The sequence below is a fragment of the Pseudomonas sp. FYR_2 genome, assembly GCF_043106425.1.
Taxonomy (GTDB): domain Bacteria; phylum Pseudomonadota; class Gammaproteobacteria; order Pseudomonadales; family Pseudomonadaceae; genus Aquipseudomonas; species Aquipseudomonas monteilii.
The window spans coordinates 140,970-164,189 of the sequence record NZ_JBICMM010000018.1; the positions used below are offsets into that span (position 1 = coordinate 140,970).

Sequence of the window (23,220 nt, forward strand, 5' to 3'; positions counted from 1 at the left end):
GGGCTTTTTTGTAGGAGACGCCCCATGGGCAAGAAAGTCGCGGGTACCGCCTACGTCAAGGCAGACGGCGCCCAGTTCACGGTAACCGGCGGGGTTGAAGCCCCGCTGATGGACAAAAAGCGCGAGACGATTGCTGGTGCGCCCGGTTACTACAAAGAAGAAGACGTGCCGCCGTACGTGGCGGTCAGTGTGGTTGATGACCCGGACTTGCCGCTTGCTCAGCTGACCGTCGCCACTGATGCGACGGTCACCGCCGAGTTCGCCAACGGCCGCGTGTATGTGCTGTCGGGGGCGTACCTGGTGGGTGAACCAGCCGCCAAAGCGGATGACGGCACCATCGAACTGCGCTGGGAAGGCATCAAAGGAGTGTGGCAATGAAAGAAGTATTACCCCTGTCGGCGCCGATCCAGGCGCACGGCCAAGAAGTCTCCGTGCTCGAGCTTCGTCGCCCGACCGTAGTCGAAGTGCGCACCATCAAGGCGCTGCCCTACAAAATGGACAAGGACGAAGCGGTCACCCTGGATATGGATGTGGCGGCCAAGTACATCGCAGTGTGCGGTGGTATCCCTCCATCGTCGGTCAACCAGTTGGATCTGTCCGACCTCAACAACGCGGCCTGGACGGTAGCCGGTTTTTTCTTGGCGCCGGCATCGGCGACGTTGACGGCCTGATCGCGGCGGCCTACGACCTGGCTTGGTTTTGGAAGTCTGATCCTGAGCAGGTCATGGGCCGAACCCTGGATGTGATTCTTGAAGCGACCACGCACAGCCAGCGCATAGCGGAAACGCTGAGGGGGGAGGATGGCTGACAAATTTCAGCTTAAAGCGCTGATCACCGGTGTCGACAAGCTTTCCCCGACGCTGGCGGGGGTGCGCAAGAACATTGCGTCTTTCCGCAAGAATCTGGAAAAGACCGGCCTGGGCAAGATCGGCTGGAGCGACATCGTTACTGGTGGGGCGATGGCGGCACCGTTCATCGCAGGTGCACGTGCCGCGATCGACTTCGAGTCGCAGATGGCCGATGTTCGCAAGGTGGTGGACTTCGATACGCCCACCCAGTTCAAGCAGATGGGCGATGACATTGGTCGGATGTCGGAGCGACTACCGATGGCTGCGACAGACATCGCCAAGATCGTCGCGGCCGGCGGTCAATCGGGTATAGCACGCGACGAGCTGCTGGGCTTTGCTGAGGCAGCTGTAAAGATGGGCATCGCCTTTGACCAGACCGCCGACGAATCTGGCGACATGATGGCCAAGTGGCGTACCGCCTTTCGCATGAGCCAGGCCGAGGTAATCGGTCTGGCTGACCGGATCAACTACTTGGGCAACACCGGCCCGGCCAATACCAAGCAGATCTCGGGCATCGTGACTGAGGTGGGTGCGCTGGGTGAAGTGGCGGGGTTGTCTTCGGCACAGATCGCGGCTATCGGTGCGACGATGGCCGGGGTGGGGGTCAAGCAGGATGTGGCAGCCACCGGCATCAAGAACTTCATGCTCGCCATGACCAAGGGCACGGCTGCCACCAAGGCGCAGGCGCAAGCTTACAAGTCGCTGCGGCTGGACTCCAAGACCGTGGCCGAGAACATGCAGAAGGACGCGCAGGGCACCATGCTGGACCTGCTCAAGCGTATCGGCCAGGTCGACGCGGCAAAGCGGCCGGCGGTACTGGCGGAGTTGTTCGGTACCGAGTCGATCGGTGCTATCACGCCATTGCTGACGAACCTAGAGCTGCTGCGTGGCAACCTTGAAAAGGTCAGCGATGCGCAGAAGTACGCTGGCTCCATGGAGCAGGAGTACTCCTCGCGGGCGGCCACCACGGCCAACAACCTGCAACTGTTACGCAACGGTGTCGATAGCGTAGGGCGCGCCATTGGTAATGCCTTGCTGCCTGGCATCAACTCGGTGTTGGACAACCTGCGCCCCTGGATCAGCCAAGTGGCGCAAATGATCAGTGACAACCCGCACCTGGTGCGCGGCATTGTCATTGCTGGAGCAGCGTTTACGGCGCTTCGGGCAGCTGTTTTTGCTGCGACAGTTGCTACGCGGGTGCTTGGCGCGGCCTTCGCCGCTACGCCAATTGGTCTGATTGCCGTCGGTGTTGCAGCGGCTGCCGGGTTGATCGTGGCGTACTGGGATCAGATCGGTCCTTTCTTCGCGACGATGTGGGAGCGGGTCACGAGCTACACCCAGTCATTCATGAGCTTCATGAAGCGTGTCTTCTACTGGTCGCCGCTGGGTTTGATCGTCAAGAACTGGGGAAATATCGGCTCGTTCTTCTCGGCGCTGTGGGAGGTGATCAGGGCTTACTCCAAACCATTCGTGGACTTCATGAAACTGATCTTTGATTGGTCGCCCGTGGGCCTGATCGTCAACAACTGGGGCACTGTCAGCGCATTCTTTTCAAAGCTCTGGGATGGCATTCAGCTGGCTGCAGCGCCCTTCATGCAGTTCCTGAAGCTGGTGTTCGACTGGTCGCCCCTTGGCCTGATTGTCAAGAACTGGGAGCCGATAGTGGGCTGGTTCAAAGGGTTGTGGGACAGGATCAGTCCGTACCTTGAGCCGATTTTCAAGCTAGTTGGTGGTGAAGGGGTTGGGCTCACGGCACGCGTGCAACGCATTGCCGACGAAAAAAGGGCTTCAAACGCGGGCGTTGGCGGTGGCACCGGCGAGCTGCTGGCTGCCAATGCGGTGCAGGTGGCCGGCAACCGCAAGGCCATGCGTGACATTACATTCGGCGTCGATACTGCCGAGCTGTTGCGCGCGCCCGGTCAACTGCCTGCGCCGGGTGCGCTGCTCCGCCAGTCTTCCCAAGTTGCTGGGAAATCCCAAGTGGAGGGCGAGGTGCTGTTGCGGTTCGACAATCCCCCGCCGGGGCTGCGGGTTGACGGGGTGAAGACGAACCAGCCTGGCCTCACCGTAACGCCGAAGGTAGGCCGAAGAACGATGGGAGGCACCAATGAGTGAGTGGCGCGACCTGCGGCGTGAGGCTTCGTTTCGGGGCGTCAAGTTCCTGGTAGACGGCGACAGTGTGCCAGTCGGCCGGCGTACCCAGTTGCATGAATATCCCAAGCGTGACCAGCCCATGGTCGAGGACATGGGCCGGCAGACGCGGGAGTACAGGTTTGAAGCCTTCGTCGCCGGCAGCGACTTTCTGGCCCAGCGTGACCGCTTGTTGGCCGCGCTGGACACGCCGGGGCCAGGGGAGCTGATACACCCTTGGTTCGGCCGCGTCACCGTCACGGCGGGCGAGTGTGATCTTTCTCATTCCCGACGGGAGCTGGGGGTGGCCTGGTTCAACCTGACGTTCATTGACGGCATGTTGAAATTCCCAGTGCAGACCGTGAACACCCGTAGGCAGTTGGTGGCCCATGTCCCGACGCTGCTGGAGTCGATCAAGGCTCGCTTTGATGCCGCCATGGCCAAAGTGGACTGGGCGCGGCAGCAGGTGGATAAGGTGCGCCGTGCCATTTCCAGCGCGTATGCCTTCGCCATCAACTTCCTGAAACCGCTGACCACGCTGTTTTCCAGCTTGGGCGCCCTGGTGCAAGCCGTGATCAATGCGCCCGATGCCTTGGCGGCCAGCTTGCTGAGTGATCTGGCAAGCATTGAACGCTGGTTCAGCGGGTACGGTTCCAGCGGCTCGCTGCAGTCGTCTAAGAGCAAGGCGCAGGCCATCGCGGCGCTGTTTGCCGAGCGTCCGGCGACCGACGATCCCGACATCGCGGTTATCCAGTCGGCCGTCATTGGTCTGGTGCAGGACGCCGCGCTGGTGGACCTGTTGCTGGATATGGGCGAAGTGCCGGTGGCAAGCGTGCAGACCATAGATCAGCCGGCGGCGCTCAGTGTGCAGCTGGAGCAGCAAGGATCGACGGTCGAAGCGGGCAGCGTAGTCGGTTCGGAGATTCCGGTGGCTGACGACATTCTGGCCGCAAGGGACGCCATCAGTGAGGCGATGTGGGTTGTGGCAGGGGAAAGCCCGCCAGAGCACTTTGGCACGCTCAGTGACGCTCGTTTGGCCTTGGATCGGCACTTGACCGAAGTGGCACGCAGCGGCGTATGGCTTAGGCCGTACAAGCCGCGTGTCACCGTTTCGTCGCTGGTGTTGGCCCACCACCTGTATGGCGATGCCTGGAGGGGGGCCGAAATCGTCGCGCGCAATGCCGTTCGCCATCCCGGCTTTTTGCCGGCAACCGAACTTCAAGTCGCCAAGGGTTAAGCCATGGAGCCAGATAATACCGTCACCCTGAGCGCTGGCGGGCACGACTACGGCGGCTGGAAAGACGTCAGCATCAGTGCCGGCCTTGAGCGACAGGCGCGTGACTTCACTTTGTCGATCACCTGGAAGTGGCCGGGTGGCGGCGAGGTGCCGGTGCAAATCCGTCAGGGCGAAGCGGTCGAAGTGCGCATTGGCCAAGACCTGCTGTTGACCGGGTATGTGTTCAGCACGCCGATTCGCTATGACGGCCAGTCGATCACCCTGAGCATTGCCGGCCGTTCTAAGACAGCCGACCTGGTGGACTGCGCGGCCATCAACTCGCCGGGCCAGTGGCGTGGGCAGAACGTGCAAAAGATCGTCGAAGCCTTGGCGGGTGAATACAAGGTCAGGGTGGTGAACGAATCCGCTGTTTCGCTTGGCCTGGATGATCACACCATCGAGCCCGGCGAAACGGTGTTTGAAAGCATCGACCGGCTGCTAACACTGTCTCGCTTGTTCAGCACTGACGATGGCCTTGGCCGCTTGGTGATTGCCAGTCCAGGCGCTGCCGGCCGGGCGGTCGATACGCTGGAGCTGGGCAAGAACCTGCTGCAGGGTGACACCGCGCTGGATTTCTCCAACGTGTTTTCGGAGTACATCACGCGCGGTCAGCGTAGCGGTACCGATGATTCGTTCGGTGTGGCGGCTTCGGAGGTGGAAGCCAAGCTGGCCGATGAGCGGATGACCCGGCGCCGAGTGAAGGTGATCCACCAGTCAGGCCAGATGACCGCCAAGCTGGCCAATGACCGTGTGCTGTGGGAGCGGGCCAACGCCATCAGCAAGGCCATGAAGGTCAGCTACACCGTGCAGGGCTGGCGGCAAAGCAACGGGCAGCTGTGGCGGCACAACATGATTGCTCGGGTGGTCGATCCGCTGATTGGCCTGGACCGCGACATGCTGATCAGTGAAATCAGTTACGAGCTGGGCGAAGAGGGCACGTTTACCCGAATGACCGTCGCCCCGCCTGACGGCTTCCTGCCCGAGCCGAACGACGCCTACGAGAGCCGCAAGCTCAAGAAAGGCAAAAAGACCGACAACTTCGAATACCTCATTCCAGCGGACTACAAGCCATGAGACAGGCAATGGCGGGCTTTCTGGCCCGTGGCGTGGTCGTGCTCGCCAACTCGGCGCGCAAGCTGCAAAGCCTGCAGCTGCGCATCACGGCCGGTGAGGCCAAAGACGACATGGAACACTTTGAAACCTACGGCCTCACGTCATGCCCCTTGGAGGGGGCCGAGGCGCTGGCCGCCTTTATCGGGGACCGTAGCCACGGTGTGGTGCTGATGGTGTCGGACCGGCGCTATCGCCTGAAGGCTCTGGAGCCGGGCGAAGTCGCCCTGTACACCGACGAAGGTGATGTGGTGCACCTCAAGCGCGGCCGCGTGATCGAGGTCAAAACGGGCACCCTCAAGATCAGTGCCGACACGGAGGTGGAGTTCGACACACCGGTGATTCGCACCACCGGCCGGATCGAGTCCGCCGGCGATCAGGTTGCGGGTGGTGTCAGCCAGATTGAGCACCTGCACGACGAAGTGATGCCTGGGCTTGGCAAATCCGGCAAGCCGGTCGGGGAGGGCGTATGACCCGTGAAGACCTGCTGCGCCGGGCCGTGACCATCAGCCTTTTTACCTGGCGCCGTGCAGGCCCTGACGACCCGCTGGACGATGACGACCGCAAGGGCTGGTGGGCGGACTGTGTGCCCACGGTAGCCGCCGACCAGATCGGTTCGCGGCTGTATCTGCTACAGCGCCGAACCATCACCCAAGACACCCTGCGCGATGCCAAGGAGTACGCCGAAGAGGCCCTGCGCTGGATGACCGAAGACGGGGTGGTGTCGGCCGTTACGGTAACGGTGACGCGCCAAGACATAAACCGCATGAACCTGGTGGTGCTTCTGACCGAGTTGAACGGCGAAAGCGTGCAGCTTGCCTTTGAAGATACGTGGAGCCTGATCAATGCCGTATGACATTCCGACGCTGCCCGCGCTGGTTACCCGCACTGAGGCCGACTTTGAGCGTAACGCGCCGTCTGCCCTGCGGCGTTCCGATGCCAAGGTGGCCGCCCGAGCGCTCAGTGGTGCCGCCTACCAGTTGTTCGGCTACCAGAGCTGGATGGCCATGCAGGCACACCCGGCGACCTGCGATGAAGAAATGCTGCTGCTGTGGGCGGATTGGCGCCTTGAGGAAGGGCAAAAGCAAGCGGTGGCGGCGACGGGTTATGTGCCCGTCACCGGGTCCACCGGCAAGGTGGTGGACGCTGGGGTGGTTTATCAATCCGACGATGGCCGCCGGTATGTGGTAACTGCTGCGGTCACCCTGGTTGCCGGAAAGGCGCAGGTTCCAGTGGCCGCCGAGAAGGCCGGCCTTGCAGGCAACATCGATGCCGGCACCCTGACTGCCGTCACGCCGGTGCTGGGTGTTAACCCAACGGCGACCATTGGCGCCGATGGCATCACCGGCGGCGCTGAGAAAGAAAGCATCGAGTCCCTGCGCGGCCGGGTGCAGGCGGCCTTCAAAAACCCGAGCAAGGTTGGCAACGGGGCCGACTTCGTGGAATGGGCGCTGGAGGTTCCGGGCGTAACCCGCGCATGGGCGCTGCCGCGCTGGATGGGTGCGGGCACCTTCGGGCTGACCTTCGTGTGTGACGGTAACGTCGATATCTTCCCGAACGCTGCGAAGGTGGCCGAGGTGCAGGCCTATCTGGAGTCGAAGCGGCCAGTTACCAGCGAAATCTATGTGTTCGCGGCGCAGCGCCTGCCAGTCAACTTCCGTATCAAGCTGGTCCCCGACACCACGGCGACCCGTGCGGCGGTGGCCAAGAACTTGGCCGGCCTGATCAATGCCAACGGCGGATCGGGGTCGGTGATCCTGCTAAGCCATATTGGCGAGACGATCAGCGGTTCGCCGGGTGAAACCGACCACACGTTAGAGCTGCCAGGCGCTGACGTTCCCGTGGCAGACAACCAGGTGGCCACGCTGGGGGTTATCACATGGCTATGACAGAAGACGACTACCGCGAGCTGCTGCACGGTCTGCTGCCGCCCGGTCCGGCCTTTGATCCTGAGTTGCAACCGGATTGGGCGCAGCTGCTGGCCAGCTTGGCCCCCGAGCTGGCCCGCGTGGATTTGGCACTGGACGGCCTGCAGCTGGAAATGAACCCGGCGACGGTCACGGCGTTGCTGCCCGACTGGGAAGACTATCTGGGCTTGCCCGACACCTGCACGGTGCCGGGTTCGCAGACGCTGGCCCAGCGCCGGTTGGCGGTGATCGAGAAGCTGACCGCAAGCGGTGCGCCGCAGTTGGCCTACTACCGCAAGGTGGCCGCCCAGCTGGGCATCACCATCGACATTCAGGAATTCCGCCCGGCCCGCGTCGGCGCGACCGATACGGGTGATTTCCTGTATGGCGACGGCTGGCCGTGGAGCTGGATTGCAGCGGCCCCGGCAGGCGCCTATGGCACTGATGCTGCGGCCGCCCTGGACTGTCGGTTGCAGCGCGATGCCCCGGAGTACACCGACGTGGTGCTGGGCTTTGGCCATGAGGTCGTGACCGACATTTTCAACAAGGTGGACCAGCTGTTTAACGCGGTCCATTACGTGATCCCGGCCGCTATCTCGGGAGAGGGTTAACCATGCAACTGATTTCCCAATGGACACCGTACACCACGCCCGAGGGGTGGTTTCGCTATGGTTCCGCGGTCGGCGGTAAGCCCCCTACGCCGATCAAGGCGGAGTGGCTGAACGTCGTTCAGGCCGAGCTGGCCAACTTCATTCTGGCGTATCTGCCGTCGCTTAATGGCAATGACAATGAGCAGCTGCTGAAAGCGGCCCGGCAGATGATCGCCGGCCTGGCTACCAAGGCCACTACGCTGGCCGGCTACGGCATCACCGACGCCTACACCAAGCCTGAGATGGATCTTTTCCTGTCGCGTAAGGCCAACTGGGGCATCACCCTGGCTGACTACGGGATCGGGGACGCCTACACCAAGGCGCAGGCCGATACCCTGCTGCAGGCTAAGGCCAACTGGGGCACCACCTTGGCTGCCTACGGCATCACCGATGCCTACACCAAGCCGCAGATTGATTCGCTGCTGTCCAGCAAGGCCAACTGGGGCATCACCCTAGGCTCCTATGGCATTGGCGATGCCTATACCAAAACAGCCGTCGACACGCTGCTGGCGGGCAAGGCGAACAAGGCCACCACGCTGGCCGGCTACGGCATCACCGACCCTATCTGGACCGACCTGAATGCCACGCCCAAAGCCATCGTGGCGCAGGCCTCGGCTGAGGTCGGTGGGATCGGCACTTATGCCCTGTTGCTGGTGGGCGGCAGCGCCTCGGGCGATTACGGTCCGGTACCCGCAGGCACCTTGGTCGCGGGCGGTAACTGCCTTTACACGAACTGTGCGGCATCCACCAGTGCGGGCGTTCCGGCTGGCACCTGGAAGGTGATGGGCGCGCTGTACAACCGGGACGGGAATCAGCCCGACTCGGCCACGTTATGTCTGAGGGTGTCCTGATGCTGACCGTACTCCAAGCCCGTGAGCCTCGGTGGAATGATGCCGGGCACACGTCGCTGAACCTGTTGGTGACCTTTGTGGAAACCGCAGAAACCTTGGGTGAAATGCCTTTCACCGCTTCGCCCGATGACTGCGAAGTTTACGGCCGCGACCTGTTCGCCCGTGCTGTAGCCCTGGAATTTGGCGAGGTGCTGGAGCCATCCGACGCCGAGTTGGCCCGTACCGCAGCGCTGACGCTTGCAGGGCTTACCGGCGAAGCGACCGCCGCTATCGGCGCGCTGCAGCCGGCACTGGCCACGCTGCAGGACGCCGTGCGCTTGAGCATGGCCACTGAGGCTGAAGCGGCCGCCCTGCCGGCCAAGCAGGCCGAGTATGACGCGTGGTGCGCCTACCGGGTGCGACTGTCGCGTGTGCCCGGGCAGGCCGGATACCCGGCCAGCATCGACTGGCCAGCGATACCCAGCACCCAGGGCGCCGGTGGCACCGAATCAGCCTACGAGTAAGCCCTAGCGATACGACCTACCCAACTTTTTGAACCTGCTTCGGCAGGTTTTTTTGTGCCCGGAGAAAAGTGAATGACCGATATTTCAGCGTTGGAGGCTTCTGCCGGCCAGCTGTCGGAGGCGGCTGCACGTTCCAGCGCCGCTGCGGATAAGCAGCATCAATACATCCATGGCAACGACCAGGCCGATGTATCCACTGAGTCAGGCCCAGTGCCCTGCATCGCCAAGCAGGCGCGTATGTCGCAGGAGGCGACGTCCGGTTTGGCCGGCAAACTGGCCAGCGCGGCAGGCACTAAGGAGATCGGCTTGCACGGGCTGACCCTGGAGGCTGCGCTGATCAGCCCGAAGATGGCGCCGTACTTGGCCCAGGGCGATGGCGTCACGAACGATGACGTTGCAGTGACGGCTTTCGACAATGCCTACAAATGCCGAGTGGTCGACCTGCTAGGGGCCACCTTCGTGGTGAGCACGATCCCAACTCGAAATGCCTATATAAACGGCTTCTTCAAGGTCAACGGCTTCAAGCGCTCGGCATCGTGGAATGACACCTTTGCCGCCAAGCCTCCCAGCTTCCACGCGTTCGGTGGCCAGCTGTCGAGGCTCAAGGCCTCGTTGACCAATCCGCTGGAGCAGTTCACCGGCATCGTCTTCATCGGTGACTCGATCACCTGGGGAAGCGGCAATACTGGGGAGCAGGCGCCTACTGATCCGCGTGATGGCACGTTGTCTGACCCTCGCGACTACTTCGGTACGTCGTCTTACGTGAACATCATTAAGCGTTACATCGGGGAAAAGTACTTCTTTGGTGCAGCGCCAGAGCTATCGAACTGGCCGGCAAGCCCTAGTGGCGAATCCATTGTTCAGTACACCCGGCAGCACATCCTGTTCCCGCAGAATGGCTTCTTCACCACCACCTCCAGCGGGCCGTCAGTCAGCGTATCGCGGGCAGCAACCAGTGGGGCGCTGTTGGGCTACCAGATGAGTTTGGCCGACGGCAACCAGGCAGGCACCAGTAGTCACATCTTGGCGTTCAACTTCACTGGTACCGCGTTCACGCTGTCATTTGGTGTGGCTCCGGAGGCAGGCCTGGATTATGAGCTGATCGTAGATGGCGTATCGCGTGGCGTGTTCACCACCTCGGCGGGCGAGGATGGGTTGACCTACGGCAATGACCGACGCCGCTTACACACCTTCCCGTATGTGCGTAACAAAAAGATCGAACTCAAGACCAAGCGCCGTGCTGGCGTGCCCAACACCCTGTCGTTCCGGCCGGAAGCCATCCTGATCGACAAGAAGGTGCGCATCATGAACCAGGGTATCAACGGTGCGACATCGGTCAGCTACAGGCTCTACAACCTGCCGGGCAACAACTTTGGTGACGGGGTGGCCGTGGGCGCTGATGACAACTATGTGTTCTGCCAGCTTGGTACCAATGACCGGATCATCCCGAACAACCGGCCACCAGGTGTGAATGAATTCGTTGCCAACTACGACCTGCTGGTGGCAGCCATTCAGCCGCTCGCCGACGTGATCCTGATGGCTGCCAATCCATCGTCGGATGAATCCCCGCTCAAGTACAGCTTCACCATGCAGGACGTGCGAGGGGTGATCTACCGCGCCGCGAAGGCGCGCAGCCTGGACATGATCGACAACTACACCGCCATGTGTCGCCTGAACCCGCGGGCCACCGCCAACGACGGCCTGCACCCAGACCCGTTCGGTTATGGGCTGATGGCCAGGAACTGGATTGACTCTTTCGAGTGCGCTGCCTGACACCTCACTTGTCTCTCATTGCCCGCCCAGTGCGGGCATTTTGAATGCCTGGAGAAAACATGGCCAGACTCACCCAAATTCAGGCCGGAGGCGCCAACGCGCTCTGTTTTCTGGATCTGATCGCCTTTTCTGAAGGAACCTCGACCGTCAGGGGTAGTGATGACGGATACAACGTGCTGTATGGCAGAGGTCTGTTCAATGGCTACCTGGATCACCCGCGGCGCAAGTTGACATTCCCCATCAACGGCAAGCCGGTGACCAGCACGGCTGCCGGGCGCTACCAGTTGCTGGCGCGCTACTGGGATGCGTACCGGGTGAGCCTTCGGCTACAGGGTGGGTTCACGCCGGAGAATCAGGACCGTGTCGCTATCCAGCAGATTCGTGAGTGCCGTGCACTGGATGACATCAAGGCTGGTCGCATCGCTGAGGCGATTTCCAAGTGCTCGAACATTTGGGCCAGCTTCCCCGGCAATTCCTACAGCCAGAACCCGCACCGCTTGGACAAGCTGCAGCAGCGATGGGTAGAGCTTGGCGGGGTGCTGGCATGAGTATCAAGACAATTGGTCGGTGCCTTGGGAAAGCGGATGACGGTTCGCTGTGGTTCTTCTGCACTGGGTGCAACCTACCACACAGCCTGAATGTGGGCGCCGGCCTCGGGCCTCGTTGGGGGTACAACGAGAATGCTGATGCTCCAACTTTCACGCCGTCCGTGCTGTCCCGGTACCGCATGGGCAACAAAGAAGCCGTCTGCCACTCCTTCGTGACCGACGGTCACATCCAGTATCTCAGTGACTGCACACATAGCCTGGCTGGCCAGACGGTCGACCTTCCAGAGTGGGAGGCGGCATGGAACAGCTGGTAGCAAAATTCTCGATCCCGCTGCGCTTGCTAGCCGCGCTGCTGGTGCTCGCATCCTACTGGGGTGCGTATCAGCATGGCCGGTCTGTTGAGCGTGCCGAGGCCGGCCAAGCATCTGCACAACGCGACAGCGGGGATCGGCTGGCCGAGGTTATTGGCGAGAGATCGGCGCGCCAGGAAGAGCATCGGAGCGCAAACGCGCAGCAAGAGGCGAGAGTAAAAGGGTATGAAGAAAGAACGATTGCTGATGTTGGCGCTGCTGACGCCAATGTTGCTGGCCAGCGGCTGCGCAGTGACGCCACCCAATTCGCTGCCGCCGTCAGTTGTACCGGCACGGATACTGCCTCTGTCGCCAGAGGCCAGGCAGCCACCCGCGCCGCCATGGTGCTCTCCAACCTGCTCGACCGGTCTGTCGCTACGAATCGAGAGCTGGCGCAGGCTTATGACCGAGCCAAGATCGCTGGAGAGCAGTGCGCAGGTGAGTACGACGCCCTGATCGCAAGGCGGGCGCCAATAAGCGCCCGGGAATAAATTCGAAGCTTCATGCAAAGAGAGCGGCCACCGGGGATGCGTCAACATCCCTGCTGACCGCTGAACCCGCAGACCATACCTGCAAGCCCAGCCAAGGCTCCCGCTCTGTGCACAAAGCACGGCGAGCCTAGCACCTGTTCATCCATACAGTAAAGGTTTGCAAAATGACTACCCCAATCATTCCTTGGATGGGCGGCAAGCGCCGCCTGGCCGACCGATTGATCCCGCTTTTCCCCGCCCATGAGTGCTACGTCGAGGTCTTCGCTGGTGGCGCAGCCCTCTACTTTATGCGCCCACAACCCGCCCCAGTTGAGGTCTTGAATGATCTCAACGGTGATCTGGTCAACCTGTACAGGGTGGTGCAGAACCACCTGGAGGAATTTGTCCGGCAGTTCAAATGGGCGCTTTCGTCTAGGCAGATTTTCGAATGGCAAAAGATGGCTCGACCGGAGACATTGACTGATATCCAGCGCGCGGCCCGGTTCTTCTATCTGCAGCAGCACGCCTTCGGCGGAAAGGTTACTGGGCAAACCTTCGGTACCGCCACCACGGGACCTGCCATCAACCTGCTGCGCATCGAAGAGAATCTGTCAGCCGCCTGGCAGCGGCTTGCCGGCACCTACGTCGAGAACCTGTCTTGGCTGGACTGTGCCCAGCGCTACGATCGAGCGCACACCTTCTTCTACATGGACCCGCCTTACTGGCAGACGGCAGGCTACGGGGTAGATTTCCCGTTCGAACAATATGAGCGGATGGCTGAATTCATGCGCACTTGCAAAGGCAAGGTGATGGTCAGCATCAACGATCATCCAGACATTCGAGCCGCCTTTGACGGGTTCCACTTCGAGCAGCTGGATATCCGGTACACCACTGCGAACCAGCGGCATGGTCAGGCCGAAGTGACCGGAGAACTGGTGATCATGAACTGGGCGCCGTCTGAACTTGGCCAGCTTTTTTGAATGGAGGGGCTGTCGTAGCAAGCCGTAGCTTAGAGGGGTACGGCTGAATCGGCCCGCTGATCGGCAATTGCCTCATGGCCATTCGCTCTATACGATACTGTTTTTTTATACAGTATTGGTGCCTCATGTATTTCCTCCTCGTTCGTCGCCGCGAGAAAGGCGTGGCCATACCATCAAGTAGCATTCGGAAAATTCGGCCCCTGCGTGCAGATGTCCACATCGGTGACCACCACAGCGAGCCTCTGGGACGGGTATCGACCCAGGCCTGGGTGTTCAGCCCCGCGCCAGGGCCCGACATCATCCCCCGATTGCATGACGCGAGGGTCAACGGCATGGCCCAGCTCGGCATCAACATTAACGGGATAGAAGAGGTCGACGGTGTGCTGTATGCGCAGTCTTGGTGGTGTAGGGCAGAATGATGACCGGGATACCTCAAGCATGGATGGATGAGTTGAACGACCGATTTGCCTTGGTTACAGATCCCGATGGGCGCGCTGCCGTGCTCGATGAGATGGCCTATGCCGCCCATCGTCGCCGAGAGGTTGGGGACGATAACCTGGTCGATATGCTGGAGCTGGCGGAATCTGCACGGGCGTGGGCGCTTCTCGAGCACGAAGACGCTTGGCATTTGGGCCTTTTTGAGTATGAGGGTTGGGTTGAGCGCGAGCCAGGAAGGATCGCTGTCGGCGGGACGCCGGGAAGGGGGTAGAGCGCTGTCTAAAACTGAGCTTATGAAACTCGGTTTTGCTGGGCAAATGTCGGGTAACCTGGCCGAACCGTATTAGACAGTTGCGATCCGCAGGCCGCTAGCGGCGCGGCCTGAGGATCGATTCTCACGCTACTGCTGCATTACAGGGCGATGCACTCTGTCCTCTATCGAGCTTCATTCTAGGCTTCTCAACTGGAACTCCGGTGGAGGCTTAGATCCTACCAAGATCTCCAATGAGTTTTGGAAATTACTATTTTCTTCAACGGCATAAACTTTAATATTTGCTTGTTCAAACGCCTGGGCAAGGAATTCTCTGTCCTCCTTGCTGCCTCCCAGTATTCCTAGCCCGGTCGCTCTTGCGTACCCGCTAAAGTAGCTTATTTTGAAGTTTAACGCCTTTAACGCTTGTTCGATGTGTCCTCTGTATGAGGTCGATTCAGCATCATCGCCAACAGACGAAAGCCAAACATCGAACTTTCTGCCATCTAACGCTTTGGCAAGTGCTGTTAGCTGGCTGTAGGTGATTGTTCGCCAAGCCATGTCGGATTTAAGCCTTTGTTGCTCTAGGATAGCCTTTTGAGTTTCTTCCTTGGCTCTTGCTGTTTCTGCTTCGTTGACTGCAATTCGCTCGTCTGAATAGCGTTCTCTTATGCCGCCGCTCCAGACTGTGCCTATGGTGCCTGTTAGTGCTAGCAATGCCCCAACTACGAGAATGAAATTTGACCAGGAATAAATTGAATCGGCGAGACTCTGTGAAATTTGATACATTTTGTTCATGGCCTACTTCTTTCAGTTTCAATTATTAATCAGCAACTGGTCGAAACTCGATACATTAGTCAAGCGCTCTTGCCGCATGGTAGCTTGCCCTGAGCCGTCACCCCGAGAGCGCGGTACGAATTTCCACTAATGCAGGGTACAGCGTATGCCATTGGGGCTTCTGTTGGAAAGGGCGGGACTGCGGGCCTGCTCCAAGGTAAGCAAGCACCTCAAAATCGATTCCAAAACTGGAACGGCGACCCTTGCAGTATGCGGCCTGTAGCCGTGTCGTTTTGTCTTTGTTTTGGAATCGATTTTGCGGTACAGCCCGCATGGCTTGGGGGTTTGTCCTACGGTCTTGAAAACCGTTGAGCAGAACCTGTACCTGGACGCACCAGTTGGGCGGCTCGAAATCGGGCTCCCCCAAGGACTGCTTTCGACTCAGACCTGCCCGCTGCGGCTAGCCGCTGTACCTCATTGCTACCATTTGCGGAGGCAGATGCGGCCAAATCCCCCTCCCGCATCGTGGTGTTATGACGCTGAATTGCCAGTAGAACCGCGTAAGCAACTATAATCACTGCGCGAGTCCATGACTTCCGCCAATGCGTGAATAACCCAGCAAGGCCCAGGTTTTTAATTAACAGCTTGGAGTTCGAATGAGCCAGAACGGTACACTGAAGGAAGCACTGCCACTGAGCGAAGCAATTCTATCAGAAATTGAGTTAAGTCAGGCACCATTGACGTCAATTGCTTTGAAGGCTAGTAGGCTTGCTAGGCTTGTTGGGGACTTTGACCAGCAGCAAATTATGCTTTATGAAGCAAGTGGTTATCCGAAGACTCCCAAGGGTGTCGAGCCCCGAGTTTGGCAGCTTGCGGAGTTGGCTGGAAGAATCTATAAGCAGATCAAAGATGATGAAGAGAAGAGTTATTGTAAGTGTGACTCTTTAGAGCAAATTGAACTGGAAATGGTCACGGCCAAAGAAAATATTCTCGTGGCGGCTGATGCTAGCACTTCCATTTCATCTGCTAACCCGCATCAGTTTGTTTCGAATCCGGTAGGCAACGCACGGGAAAGAAAAAACTTGCGGGAAATCGTGAGTGATAGGTCCCGGTGGTTAGCTGCTCGTAGAGCGTACATACACTCCTATGTTAGTTCTATATATTTTGAGTTGAAGTTTTCGGCTATACCGAGTGACATATTTGAAAGAACACGATCGAAGGTTGACAAGAAAATTGGCGACTTGGTTCCAGGGGCTATTAAAAAGTTTTCTGCGGTATATGAAAACCTGATTTCAGAAAACGATGAGGACTGGGCTAACGCCGTCCATAGCTGCCGCAGGATACTTCAAGAAACCGCAGACGGCTTATATCCCCCTAGAGAAGATAAAGAAGTAGATGTGGGTGGGAAGAAAAAGACCATAAAATTAGGGGTCGATAATTATATCAATAGATTGATTGCATATGTTGAAGAAAATTCAAGCTCGGACCGTTTCAATGAGATTGTCGGCTCCCATATGAGATACCTTGGTGAAAGGCTTGATTCAATTTTTCAGGCCGCCCAAAAAGGATCTCACCATGTGATCTCTTCTCAGGATGAAGCCGATCGTTATGTCATTTATACCTATCTTGTGATAGGTGACCTCCTGCAGCTCAGAAATGAAGTTGAGCAATCCGCAATAACTGACGCACACTAATTGCTACCTCATTGCAATTTCATCACCTAATTGGCCACCTCTTGCCGCTCTTCCACGAAGGGCGGCTATGGGGCGAACGCGGACAGCCAACGGAGGCTACCAAGTGATACCAACTTTGATACGACTGATACGGAAATGCGGGGATGAGGAGGCGGATTTCGCCCAACAAAATCAACCCCTTAGCACCGCTCAACACCCCTAAAATACTGCATGGTGATGTTGGCGCTAGAGATCAAGCGTCCTTGATGCCGGCCCTGGGCCTGGCTCCAATACGTCTCGCAGTCGGTTGAAGGCTGACTTCGCCCATTCATGCATTCAGCGCTTTGTGCCACACAGGTAACGCCCGTTAGGCTGCGCAAAACCCAGGCTGGAGGCCGCGTGTTTTCGTTTGCAAAAAGCTCGAAAAGTAAAGATTTTGGCCAGCGTGATGATGGTATATATTTAACAAAATCATACAGTTACGTGAGTGTCGTCCGCTGCATGGGGTGCAAGGGGTCGAGTGTTCGAATCACTCCGTCCCGACCAATAATCCCAAGGACTTAGGCCATTTCCGCAAGGGGTGGCCTTTTTCCTTTGCGTGACTTTTGCGTGACTTCTCAGGTTTTTACGCCTGCCTCCTCTTCAAAATCGTCAGCACCGGCCCACGCGAGTCCGTCGCTGAAACTTTGTTTGCCGCCTCTATCAACTGTCCCAGCTCCACGCCAGAATAGTGACTGGTCACGCTGCCGTTCTTGTGGCCAAGAAGCGACTTCCGATCTTCCTCTGTTACACCAGCTGCTTTCAGGCGCCTGCCGAAAGTGTGCTTCAAATCGTGAACCCTGATGGAAGCGAACCCAGGGTGTGCCGGCCTCAGATTTTGCTCCTGCCAGAGCTTTGCCGCGCGCACCCTCGCTTTCTTCCAGGCCGAGTCGTTCATCCTGTGCATTCCGGTGCCGTTGTAGGGGAATACTCATTCCCGACTAATCCCTCGCTGCCCGTCGATGATCGACTTTGCCACGCTGTTCAGCACCACCAGGCGCTCGTCCCGGTTCTTCACGCCTGGGTTCTCGTGCCGGCCACCGAAGTCGGCAGGTATCAGAAAAACAGTGGTGCCCAGTTCGGGTACCGAGATCTCCTAATCCCACCTCAGTTTGCAGACCTCCTGCTCTTGGCAGCCCGTGTTCACCTTGAACAGGGCCATCTTATGCAGGTGTTCCGGCAACTCCCCAAAGAGAATCGACTGCTCGTCCCATGACATCGGGTATGGCTTTCGACTGGCTCTCTTCTCCTCCAGCTTGGCCAGCAGCGGAATGCTGTCGAGCCAGGGCCTGCGCTCTTCATCCCGCCACTTACGGCAAGCCAGCGACAGCACGCGAATCAATCGTTCAATCGCGATGTTCACCGTCCTGTTGCTGACTGCCTTCCGCACCTTCCCATTCGGAAAGTCTTCGTCCGTCTGCCGGTCCCGAATGAACGGGGCCAGCGCCTGGTCGTCTATGTACGTCAGCGGCAAATCGCCCAAGTATGGGTCCAGCTGTTGCAAGCATAGGGCGGTCAGCTTTATTGACGGCTGGTCCTTGTGCTCGAGTAGGTACCTGGTTGCCGCCTCCCGAAAGGTTCGCACCTGCCGAACGCCGTACACCTTGCGCTGCCGGATCTGCTCCAGCCGGTGAATCAGGTACTTTTCCGCTTCCGCCCGGTCACAAGCTCCAGTGCTTTCGTAAAGTCTTTCGCCGTTGATCCTCTTGTCGATGTGCCAGATGCCGTTCCTTTGGGAAAGGCATGTGATTGTCTTTCGCGCCATCCCTTATCTCCTGATGGGCGCTCGCTGCCGGGTGATTGTCGTCCCTGAGCGCCTTCTTTCGCAATTGCCATGGCCTGGATGTAGTCGTTCACCCAGGCGTCCAGCTCTTCCCGGTCGAAACCGATGCCGCGCTCCCCAATGGGGAATTCGCTCACATGCGGCCTGACGGTCTTGTTGAATTCCGATCGGCACATGCCAAGGTAGTGGGGTGCATCGCCGGCGCGGATGATGCGCGGCTGAATGCGAGCGGCCGGTGCCGCGCTGGCGTTCGCCATGTGGTTCTCCTGCGGCCGATCAGGCCGTGAAGTGGTGCCCGACCTTCGCCGCCCGGGCGGCTTCCTCGGTGCGGAACATGAGCCGGGTTGTGCTGGTGCTGCCCCAGCTGTCGTACTCAACGTCGACCCACCAGGCGCCGAACTTGCGGTACGGCTCGACGAGGATCTTCGTGACGTAGCAGTCGATCAGGTTCATGGATGGTCTCCACGCCGCCGATGGCGGCAGGTTGGTAGTCTGGCCGTGGCCGCGGCAATGGTCTACTCGAAGCGCGAGGCAAGTTCGGCGTTGGCCTCGGCCTTGGCCAGGCTGTCGGCGGTACCCTTAGCCCGGTGCAGGGTTTCGTACTTGCGCAGTTGGGCGGCGGCGTCGGTCAGGTCGGAGAGAAGCTGAGGGGCCTGGGCGATAAGGATGGCGTTCGCTACCGATTCATCATCGTCATAGCTCAGCCCTTGGGCTACTACCGTATAGCCCTCTCGGCCTTCGTCCCAAAGCACGATGTGGGCGGTACCTTCACGATCACCGCGGCCGAAAACTTCAAGCGGTTCAATTTCCCACGGGCCAGGTGTGTGTTTGTGTTTCGTCATGGCAATAGCTCTCCATGCCCGCGCATGTCTGCGGGCTTGAGTAGTTGGGGGAGGGGTTACTTCGTGATCAGGTTTGCGATCACTGCAATCATCAGTGCTTCAGCTAGGCGTTTCGCCAGGGACTGACCTGAAACTGCCATTCGCACCGGGAATGAACTCATGAATGGGCATCGTGGAGCGGCGGGTGGATCCTGGCGCGGTGTGAGTTCGAGTTCGGCCAGCAAGGTGCGACCAAGTTTGCCGGATGAGGCACTGCGGCCGCACAAAACGTCGCTGATGGACGCTTGGCTCACACCAAGCTTACGGGCGAGTTCGGATTGGGTAATCCCTTTCTCTCGCATCGCTTTACGTATTTCTTCGTAGCTGACTGTATGATTCATCGCGGCGCCTTCCATACCAGGTAGGCCATGTAGGCGAGGGCGATCATGGCGTCACCTGCCTGATGTAGCCGGCGTCGATCATCGCCTCGATCACCTGTCGGGAAACGGACTCCGCTGGAATGTCTCCCCGGAAACACTCAAGCGTTCTTGCGATGGCAATGTGAGCGTTGCGGACCTTGTGCAGGCGTTCATCTGCAGCGATCTGCTCCGGAGTGCGGGCGGGCCGGAACGAAACCTCCAGCCCGAAGTGCGCCCACTCATCACCAGTTTCTTCGAGGCACATGATTTTCTTGTGGCCGTGAGCGGTGATCGTGACGCGCTGCCAGCTGCTTCCCTCTTTGTCGTGGAACCTTCGTTCGCACACCACCCCTACCGGTGGAAGGCCTGTGCCGTCCCATTGCCCCGGTCGAGGCGTGATGTACTGGACCTGGCCGCGCGTGAAGTTGTGCCGCGTCTCGCCCGCGCCACCGCCATATGGATAAGCGCGATCCTCGGCTCCGACCACGGCGTACTGGTCCATGTTGATCCACACCTCGGTTATGCCGTGATGGGCGATTAGGCCATGGCCGTCTGCCCATTCTGGCGCTTTGCTCCAGTCGATCTTGCTCACAGCTGATACCTCTCATCAATCCAGCACCCAGGCGCCAGAGCGGGTGTAGGTCCGTTGTCCTGCTGTTCGTGCGGGGAGAGCTGGCGCTCGTTGCCGGCCTGCAGCTGGCTGTCGGGGATACAGCTGATGCCGACTCCGTTCAGCAGGTAGCAGGTGACGCCGCGCTGGCTGTCGTGCTGCACGTCGATGACGTTCTCGGTTGCGCTGGCGCCGGTGGCCAGCAGCAGGAGGCAGAGGGCGAGGCGGGTCATGGCTCGATCCTCTTGAACTCGACGACCCAGACCCAGGGGTTGCCGTTCCATGATTCATCGCCGTTGATGCTGCTCCAGAGGCACTCGAATAACTGGGCGGCAGTCAGCGTCTCGTCGGCGTCTGGCGCGCGGCGGAGAAAGCCAACACCTTCGGCCTCGGCCTGCTCCTCACTGATGTCCTGCAGCAGCTCGACTCGCACTGCGGTGATTTCCAGCAGGATGCGGCTAGCCCAGCGCGGCATGTGGATCGAGGGGCGCCCTCGGCCCTGCGAGATCATTGCGCAACCTGTCTGCCGGACACTTCCATCGGCAGGGTACATGATGGGCCCGCCCTGGCTCAGGTCGCGCGGTGCGATCGAATCGAGTTGAGCATCTGCCAGCCAAGCCTCGCGAACCCACAGGCGGTCACCGAATTGGCCGTAGGGGCAGACAATCGGGTGCTCAGTACCTTGAGCATCCATGCCGCTCTCGTCAAAAGTGTGCATGGGGCGCCAAGACTCGTCTTCCTGCTGGTGAAGCTCGAAGCTGCTATCAGCGCTCCGCATGCTGGGCTTGATCTCGCGCCGTGTGACAGTCTTCTGGCCGTTTAGGATGGCGCGGACCATATGCCCGCTGAACAGGATCGGGCGTTCCTTTGCTTGAGACATAGCTTCGCCTTGGCCGCCATATCGCGGCAGTGAATAGAGGGGAGAGGGGAAAGGTTTTACTGGAAAATTTGCACGGCTTTAGTAGGCTGACCGAAACGTCAACTCTCCTCCTTCTAGAAGGCCCGGCCCTGCGAAAACGCGGTAAGGTTTACTGGGAATGGGCCGATCCCGCGTTGCATTTCCGCAACTACGATGAGCGCCTTCCCTGCGGTACTTTGATCAACATTCAGGTGCGTGTTTCAAAAGAGAACATCACCCAATTGTTCTTCGGTATTTACGGCCCAAAGGGGCTGATGCTTCTCGAGGAAAACTACCCAGAGCGCAAAGGTCAGACGATGACGGCTGCTACGGCTTGGGCGCTGCAGCGCGCCAACGACTGGATAGCTGAGCACGCATCCAACTTTCGATGATCGAATAGAGGGGAGAGGGGTTACAGCTTAGGAGTACAAATGTGCTTCGTGCCGATTACGGAGCTGCCGCTTCGATTTGATGTCACAATGAATGTACAGGGACATCGGCACGTATTCTCGAGCCAGCCCTTTAGGACATCAGTCCAATGCTAAGCAACGAAGATTTTCGCTACACGGCTCATCGGCACCTCCTCGAATTGGATGCCTCAAACTCCAGGCTCAGGTACCTAATTTCTAAAGGCGAGATTGACGGCGTCCCCTGGGATGATGCTGTGGTCTGGCACCAAAATGCATATGACGCATGGGTCATCTTTCTGAGCCAGAAAACACAGCCTTCGTGACTGGTCTGATTCGAAGTCGCAGAGGGATCTGCGATTTTCAGTAGAGGTCCGGCTCAGAACGTTCTGTTAGTGCAGCCCTGGCAATGGAGCCGTCTTCGACGAACCAAGCCTCGGAGTCATGCCACAGCACGTTCGCTGGCTCGCCGCTCACGGTGTCCCAGTCGCTGCCAATGTCCTCAGCGAAGTGGTCCCGGTCGGCGTAGAACTTCAGCGCTTCTCGTAGCCGCTGAACCTCGCCGGTATCGGTCATTGGGCCCAAGCCAATCACAGGTAGGTTCATCTCTGCCGCATCCCTCTCTGCCTCTTCTTTGGTCCACCAGAAGGCAGTACCAACCATCCAGGCTATAGGCTCGGGGTGGGGCTGGGGGACTGGCCGGGCTAACAGAGTAGTCAGCGAATCGATTGAGTCCTTGTTCATGCAGTGCTCGCAGGTTGTGCATTGGCAAGTCTTGGAGCATTCGGTGCCGGTGCACTCGTCGGGCATCAGTCCGCATTGAGGGCAAGATTCGCACTCGCACGACTGGAATGCCTGATCTTGGCAGATAACGAGGCAATCGCGGGCCGCTTCCAAGCTGAAGCGCGGCACGCTGACCATCTCTGTGTTGCTGGATCGGTTTTCTGTGGGCATGGGTAACCTCAAGCGATGCGTTCAAGTTGTTATTGGATGCGCCGGCCAATCCAGCGGACGACGAACACGGCCTTGCTGTTGCCGATCGCCATGTAGCGAGGGCCATCGGGGCATTCATCGGCTGGCTTGCCGCGATATGGGATGCGGGTGTGGTCACCATCAAAGCCCTGGAGCAATTCGCACTCCCGTGGTGTGAGGCGCCGAACTTGGGAGTAGGTATGCACTGCCTGGACTTCAGCCCGAGCCTCCAAGGTGTAAGTGTGCTCGGCTTGTAAGCCTACGCCATCTGGCCCGCTGGCTGGATTCTCCCGCAGCGCACCGGCCTGAATAGCGTGGGCCACGATTGGCTGGCCACGGCCGGTGCCGTCCTCGCTTGCGTCGAAACCCTCGGCCTTCAGAGTGTGGGTAATCTCGCCGGTGATGCACACTGCGACCTGGCCACCGGCGTTGGGATGGCTGGAGCCGTGGCCCATGGCACGAAGCGTTGGGGCCAGGTCTCCGGCATCGGCTCCGTGGTCCTTGCAGCTAAAGGCGAGTAGTGCGTTCTCCTGCCCGCTGTTCCTGCCCAGAGGGTGAGCCAGGCCTTTGAGCACATCCGGGTCCTGCGTGCCGTGCACGACCAGCATGCCGTTCTCGGCGTCCTGCTGGGTGGCGCTGCCTGCAGCTTTGCCATTCGCCTGGAGCGTGCCTGATACGACGAATGCCTCGGATTCAAAGTCCATCCTTCCGCTGGCGCTGGCGCTGGCGCTGGCGCT

General features: G+C 59.3%; 29 protein-coding genes and 2 pseudogenes. 20 read left to right on the top strand and 11 right to left on the bottom strand.

All coding sequences use genetic code 11. The features are described from left to right. The first annotated feature begins 24 nt into the window (after positions 1-24). From ACF8R4_RS08200 to ACF8R4_RS08285, 18 genes are all read left to right on the top strand, one after another. Positions 25-378, top strand: coding sequence for a phage tail tube protein (locus ACF8R4_RS08200; protein ID WP_392492131.1), 354 nt, complete (start codon positions 25-27; stop codon positions 376-378). After that, positions 375-671, top strand: coding sequence for a phage tail assembly protein (locus ACF8R4_RS08205; RefSeq protein ID WP_392492133.1), 297 nt, complete (start codon positions 375-377; stop codon positions 669-671). Before ACF8R4_RS08200 ends, ACF8R4_RS08205 begins: the two co-directional genes overlap by 4 nt. A gap of 129 nt (positions 672-800) precedes the next feature. Then, positions 801-2,963: a phage tail tape measure protein gene (locus ACF8R4_RS08210; RefSeq protein ID WP_392492135.1), complete on the top strand. Its 2,163-nt coding sequence runs from the start codon at positions 801-803 to the stop codon at positions 2,961-2,963. Continuing rightward, positions 2,956-4,215: a DNA circularization protein gene (locus tag ACF8R4_RS08215; RefSeq protein WP_392492137.1), complete on the top strand. Its 1,260-nt coding sequence runs from the start codon at positions 2,956-2,958 to the stop codon at positions 4,213-4,215. The genes ACF8R4_RS08210 and ACF8R4_RS08215 overlap by 8 nt, the downstream gene beginning before the upstream one ends. Before the next feature lie 3 nt (positions 4,216-4,218). After that, positions 4,219-5,328 (top strand): phage baseplate assembly protein, encoded by a 1,110-nt coding sequence (locus ACF8R4_RS08220; protein WP_392492139.1) that lies wholly within the window; start codon positions 4,219-4,221, stop codon positions 5,326-5,328. Positions 5,329-5,336: 8 nt separating this feature from the next. Next, entirely contained in the window at positions 5,337-5,837 is a 501-nt protein-coding gene (locus ACF8R4_RS08225) for a phage baseplate assembly protein V (RefSeq protein WP_392492288.1), read from the top strand. Beyond that, positions 5,834-6,220, top strand: a complete 387-nt coding sequence (locus ACF8R4_RS08230) for a phage GP46 family protein (protein ID WP_392492141.1) — start codon at positions 5,834-5,836, stop codon at positions 6,218-6,220. Before ACF8R4_RS08225 ends, ACF8R4_RS08230 begins: the two co-directional genes overlap by 4 nt. After that, entirely contained in the window at positions 6,210-7,253 is a 1,044-nt protein-coding gene (locus ACF8R4_RS08235) for a baseplate J/gp47 family protein (RefSeq protein ID WP_392492143.1), read from the top strand. Before ACF8R4_RS08230 ends, ACF8R4_RS08235 begins: the two co-directional genes overlap by 11 nt. Further along, positions 7,244-7,882 carry a YmfQ family protein gene (locus ACF8R4_RS08240; RefSeq protein ID WP_392492145.1) on the top strand — a complete coding sequence of 213 codons (639 nt, stop codon included), beginning with the start codon at positions 7,244-7,246 and terminating at the stop codon, positions 7,880-7,882. Before ACF8R4_RS08235 ends, ACF8R4_RS08240 begins: the two co-directional genes overlap by 10 nt. A 2-nt stretch (positions 7,883-7,884) precedes the next feature. After that, positions 7,885-8,772 carry a hypothetical protein gene (locus ACF8R4_RS08245; RefSeq protein ID WP_392492146.1) on the top strand — a complete coding sequence of 296 codons (888 nt, stop codon included), beginning with the start codon at positions 7,885-7,887 and terminating at the stop codon, positions 8,770-8,772. Beyond that, positions 8,772-9,275 carry a tail fiber assembly protein gene (locus ACF8R4_RS08250; RefSeq protein WP_392492148.1) on the top strand — a complete coding sequence of 168 codons (504 nt, stop codon included), beginning with the start codon at positions 8,772-8,774 and terminating at the stop codon, positions 9,273-9,275. Before ACF8R4_RS08245 ends, ACF8R4_RS08250 begins: the two co-directional genes overlap by 1 nt. Positions 9,276-9,347: 72 nt before the next feature. Continuing rightward, positions 9,348-11,048, top strand: a complete 1,701-nt coding sequence (locus ACF8R4_RS08255) for a GDSL-type esterase/lipase family protein (RefSeq protein ID WP_392492150.1) — start codon at positions 9,348-9,350, stop codon at positions 11,046-11,048. Between the two features lie 59 nt (positions 11,049-11,107). Continuing rightward, complete coding sequence (locus tag ACF8R4_RS08260; protein WP_392492151.1) at positions 11,108-11,596, top strand: glycoside hydrolase; 489 nt, start codon at positions 11,108-11,110, stop codon at positions 11,594-11,596. Beyond that, a complete protein-coding gene (locus ACF8R4_RS08265) occupies positions 11,593-11,910 on the top strand; it encodes a DUF6527 family protein (protein ID WP_392492153.1) in 318 nt (105 codons plus the stop codon). The genes ACF8R4_RS08260 and ACF8R4_RS08265 overlap by 4 nt, the downstream gene beginning before the upstream one ends. Beyond that, positions 11,895-12,437, top strand: coding sequence for a DUF2514 domain-containing protein (locus ACF8R4_RS08270; RefSeq protein WP_392492155.1), 543 nt, complete (start codon positions 11,895-11,897; stop codon positions 12,435-12,437). The genes ACF8R4_RS08265 and ACF8R4_RS08270 overlap by 16 nt, the downstream gene beginning before the upstream one ends. A 164-nt stretch (positions 12,438-12,601) precedes the next feature. Continuing rightward, positions 12,602-13,396 (top strand): DNA adenine methylase, encoded by a 795-nt coding sequence (locus ACF8R4_RS08275; protein ID WP_392492156.1) that lies wholly within the window; start codon positions 12,602-12,604, stop codon positions 13,394-13,396. Positions 13,397-13,521: 125 nt separating this feature from the next. Beyond that, entirely contained in the window at positions 13,522-13,815 is a 294-nt protein-coding gene (locus tag ACF8R4_RS08280) for a hypothetical protein (protein ID WP_392492158.1), read from the top strand. Further along, positions 13,812-14,105: a hypothetical protein gene (locus ACF8R4_RS08285; protein ID WP_392492160.1), complete on the top strand. Its 294-nt coding sequence runs from the start codon at positions 13,812-13,814 to the stop codon at positions 14,103-14,105. The genes ACF8R4_RS08280 and ACF8R4_RS08285 overlap by 4 nt, the downstream gene beginning before the upstream one ends. Positions 14,106-14,279: 174 nt before the next feature. On the opposite strand, the gene ACF8R4_RS08290 is transcribed toward ACF8R4_RS08285, so the two are convergent. After that, positions 14,280-14,882, bottom strand: coding sequence for a hypothetical protein (locus tag ACF8R4_RS08290; protein WP_392492162.1), 603 nt, complete (start codon positions 14,880-14,882; stop codon positions 14,280-14,282). Between the two features lie 635 nt (positions 14,883-15,517). Between ACF8R4_RS08290 and ACF8R4_RS08295 the strand changes: the two genes are divergently transcribed. Further along, the gene (locus ACF8R4_RS08295; RefSeq protein WP_232891422.1) at positions 15,518-16,555 is read left to right on the top strand and encodes a hypothetical protein; all 1,038 of its coding nucleotides are present in this window, start codon (positions 15,518-15,520) and stop codon (positions 16,553-16,555) included. A 604-nt stretch (positions 16,556-17,159) separates the two neighbouring features. On the opposite strand, the pseudogene ACF8R4_RS08300 reads toward ACF8R4_RS08295, so the two are convergent. The 8 genes and pseudogenes from ACF8R4_RS08300 to ACF8R4_RS08335 all read right to left on the bottom strand — a co-directional run bounded on the left by ACF8R4_RS08300 (position 17,160) and on the right by ACF8R4_RS08335 (position 21,086). Further along, positions 17,160-18,323, bottom strand: a pseudogene (locus ACF8R4_RS08300) (tyrosine-type recombinase/integrase). Next, positions 18,209-18,613, bottom strand: a complete 405-nt coding sequence (locus tag ACF8R4_RS08305) for an AlpA family transcriptional regulator (RefSeq protein WP_223624038.1) — start codon at positions 18,611-18,613, stop codon at positions 18,209-18,211. The pseudogene ACF8R4_RS08300 and the gene ACF8R4_RS08305 overlap by 115 nt, the downstream one beginning before the upstream one ends. A 19-nt stretch (positions 18,614-18,632) precedes the next feature. Next, positions 18,633-18,809, bottom strand: a complete 177-nt coding sequence (locus ACF8R4_RS08310; RefSeq protein WP_164524676.1) for a hypothetical protein — start codon at positions 18,807-18,809, stop codon at positions 18,633-18,635. A gap of 62 nt (positions 18,810-18,871) precedes the next feature. Next, positions 18,872-19,198 (bottom strand): hypothetical protein, encoded by a 327-nt coding sequence (locus tag ACF8R4_RS08315; protein WP_060497297.1) that lies wholly within the window; start codon positions 19,196-19,198, stop codon positions 18,872-18,874. A 56-nt stretch (positions 19,199-19,254) separates the two neighbouring features. Beyond that, positions 19,255-19,578: a helix-turn-helix domain-containing protein gene (locus ACF8R4_RS08320; RefSeq protein ID WP_392492165.1), complete on the bottom strand. Its 324-nt coding sequence runs from the start codon at positions 19,576-19,578 to the stop codon at positions 19,255-19,257. 43 nt (positions 19,579-19,621) lie between these two features. Beyond that, complete coding sequence (locus ACF8R4_RS08325; protein ID WP_392492167.1) at positions 19,622-20,188, bottom strand: hypothetical protein; 567 nt, start codon at positions 20,186-20,188, stop codon at positions 19,622-19,624. Then, positions 20,185-20,439, bottom strand: coding sequence for a hypothetical protein (locus ACF8R4_RS08330; RefSeq protein ID WP_164524675.1), 255 nt, complete (start codon positions 20,437-20,439; stop codon positions 20,185-20,187). Before ACF8R4_RS08330 ends, ACF8R4_RS08325 begins: the two co-directional genes overlap by 4 nt. Further along, entirely contained in the window at positions 20,436-21,086 is a 651-nt protein-coding gene (locus tag ACF8R4_RS08335) for a hypothetical protein (RefSeq protein ID WP_392492168.1), read from the bottom strand. Before ACF8R4_RS08335 ends, ACF8R4_RS08330 begins: the two co-directional genes overlap by 4 nt. A gap of 173 nt (positions 21,087-21,259) precedes the next feature. Here ACF8R4_RS08335 and ACF8R4_RS08340 point away from each other — a divergent pair, with 173 nt between their 5' ends. After that, entirely contained in the window at positions 21,260-21,496 is a 237-nt protein-coding gene (locus ACF8R4_RS08340; protein ID WP_392492170.1) for a hypothetical protein, read from the top strand. Between the two features lie 378 nt (positions 21,497-21,874). Here the strand turns inward: ACF8R4_RS08340 and ACF8R4_RS08345 are convergent, their stop codons facing one another. Next, entirely contained in the window at positions 21,875-22,255 is a 381-nt protein-coding gene (locus ACF8R4_RS08345; RefSeq protein ID WP_223624033.1) for a hypothetical protein, read from the bottom strand. A 239-nt stretch (positions 22,256-22,494) separates the two neighbouring features. Continuing rightward, positions 22,495-23,163: pseudogene (locus tag ACF8R4_RS08350) on the bottom strand (DNA cytosine methyltransferase); the annotation flags it as partial. Positions 23,164-23,220: the final 57 nt, after the last annotated feature.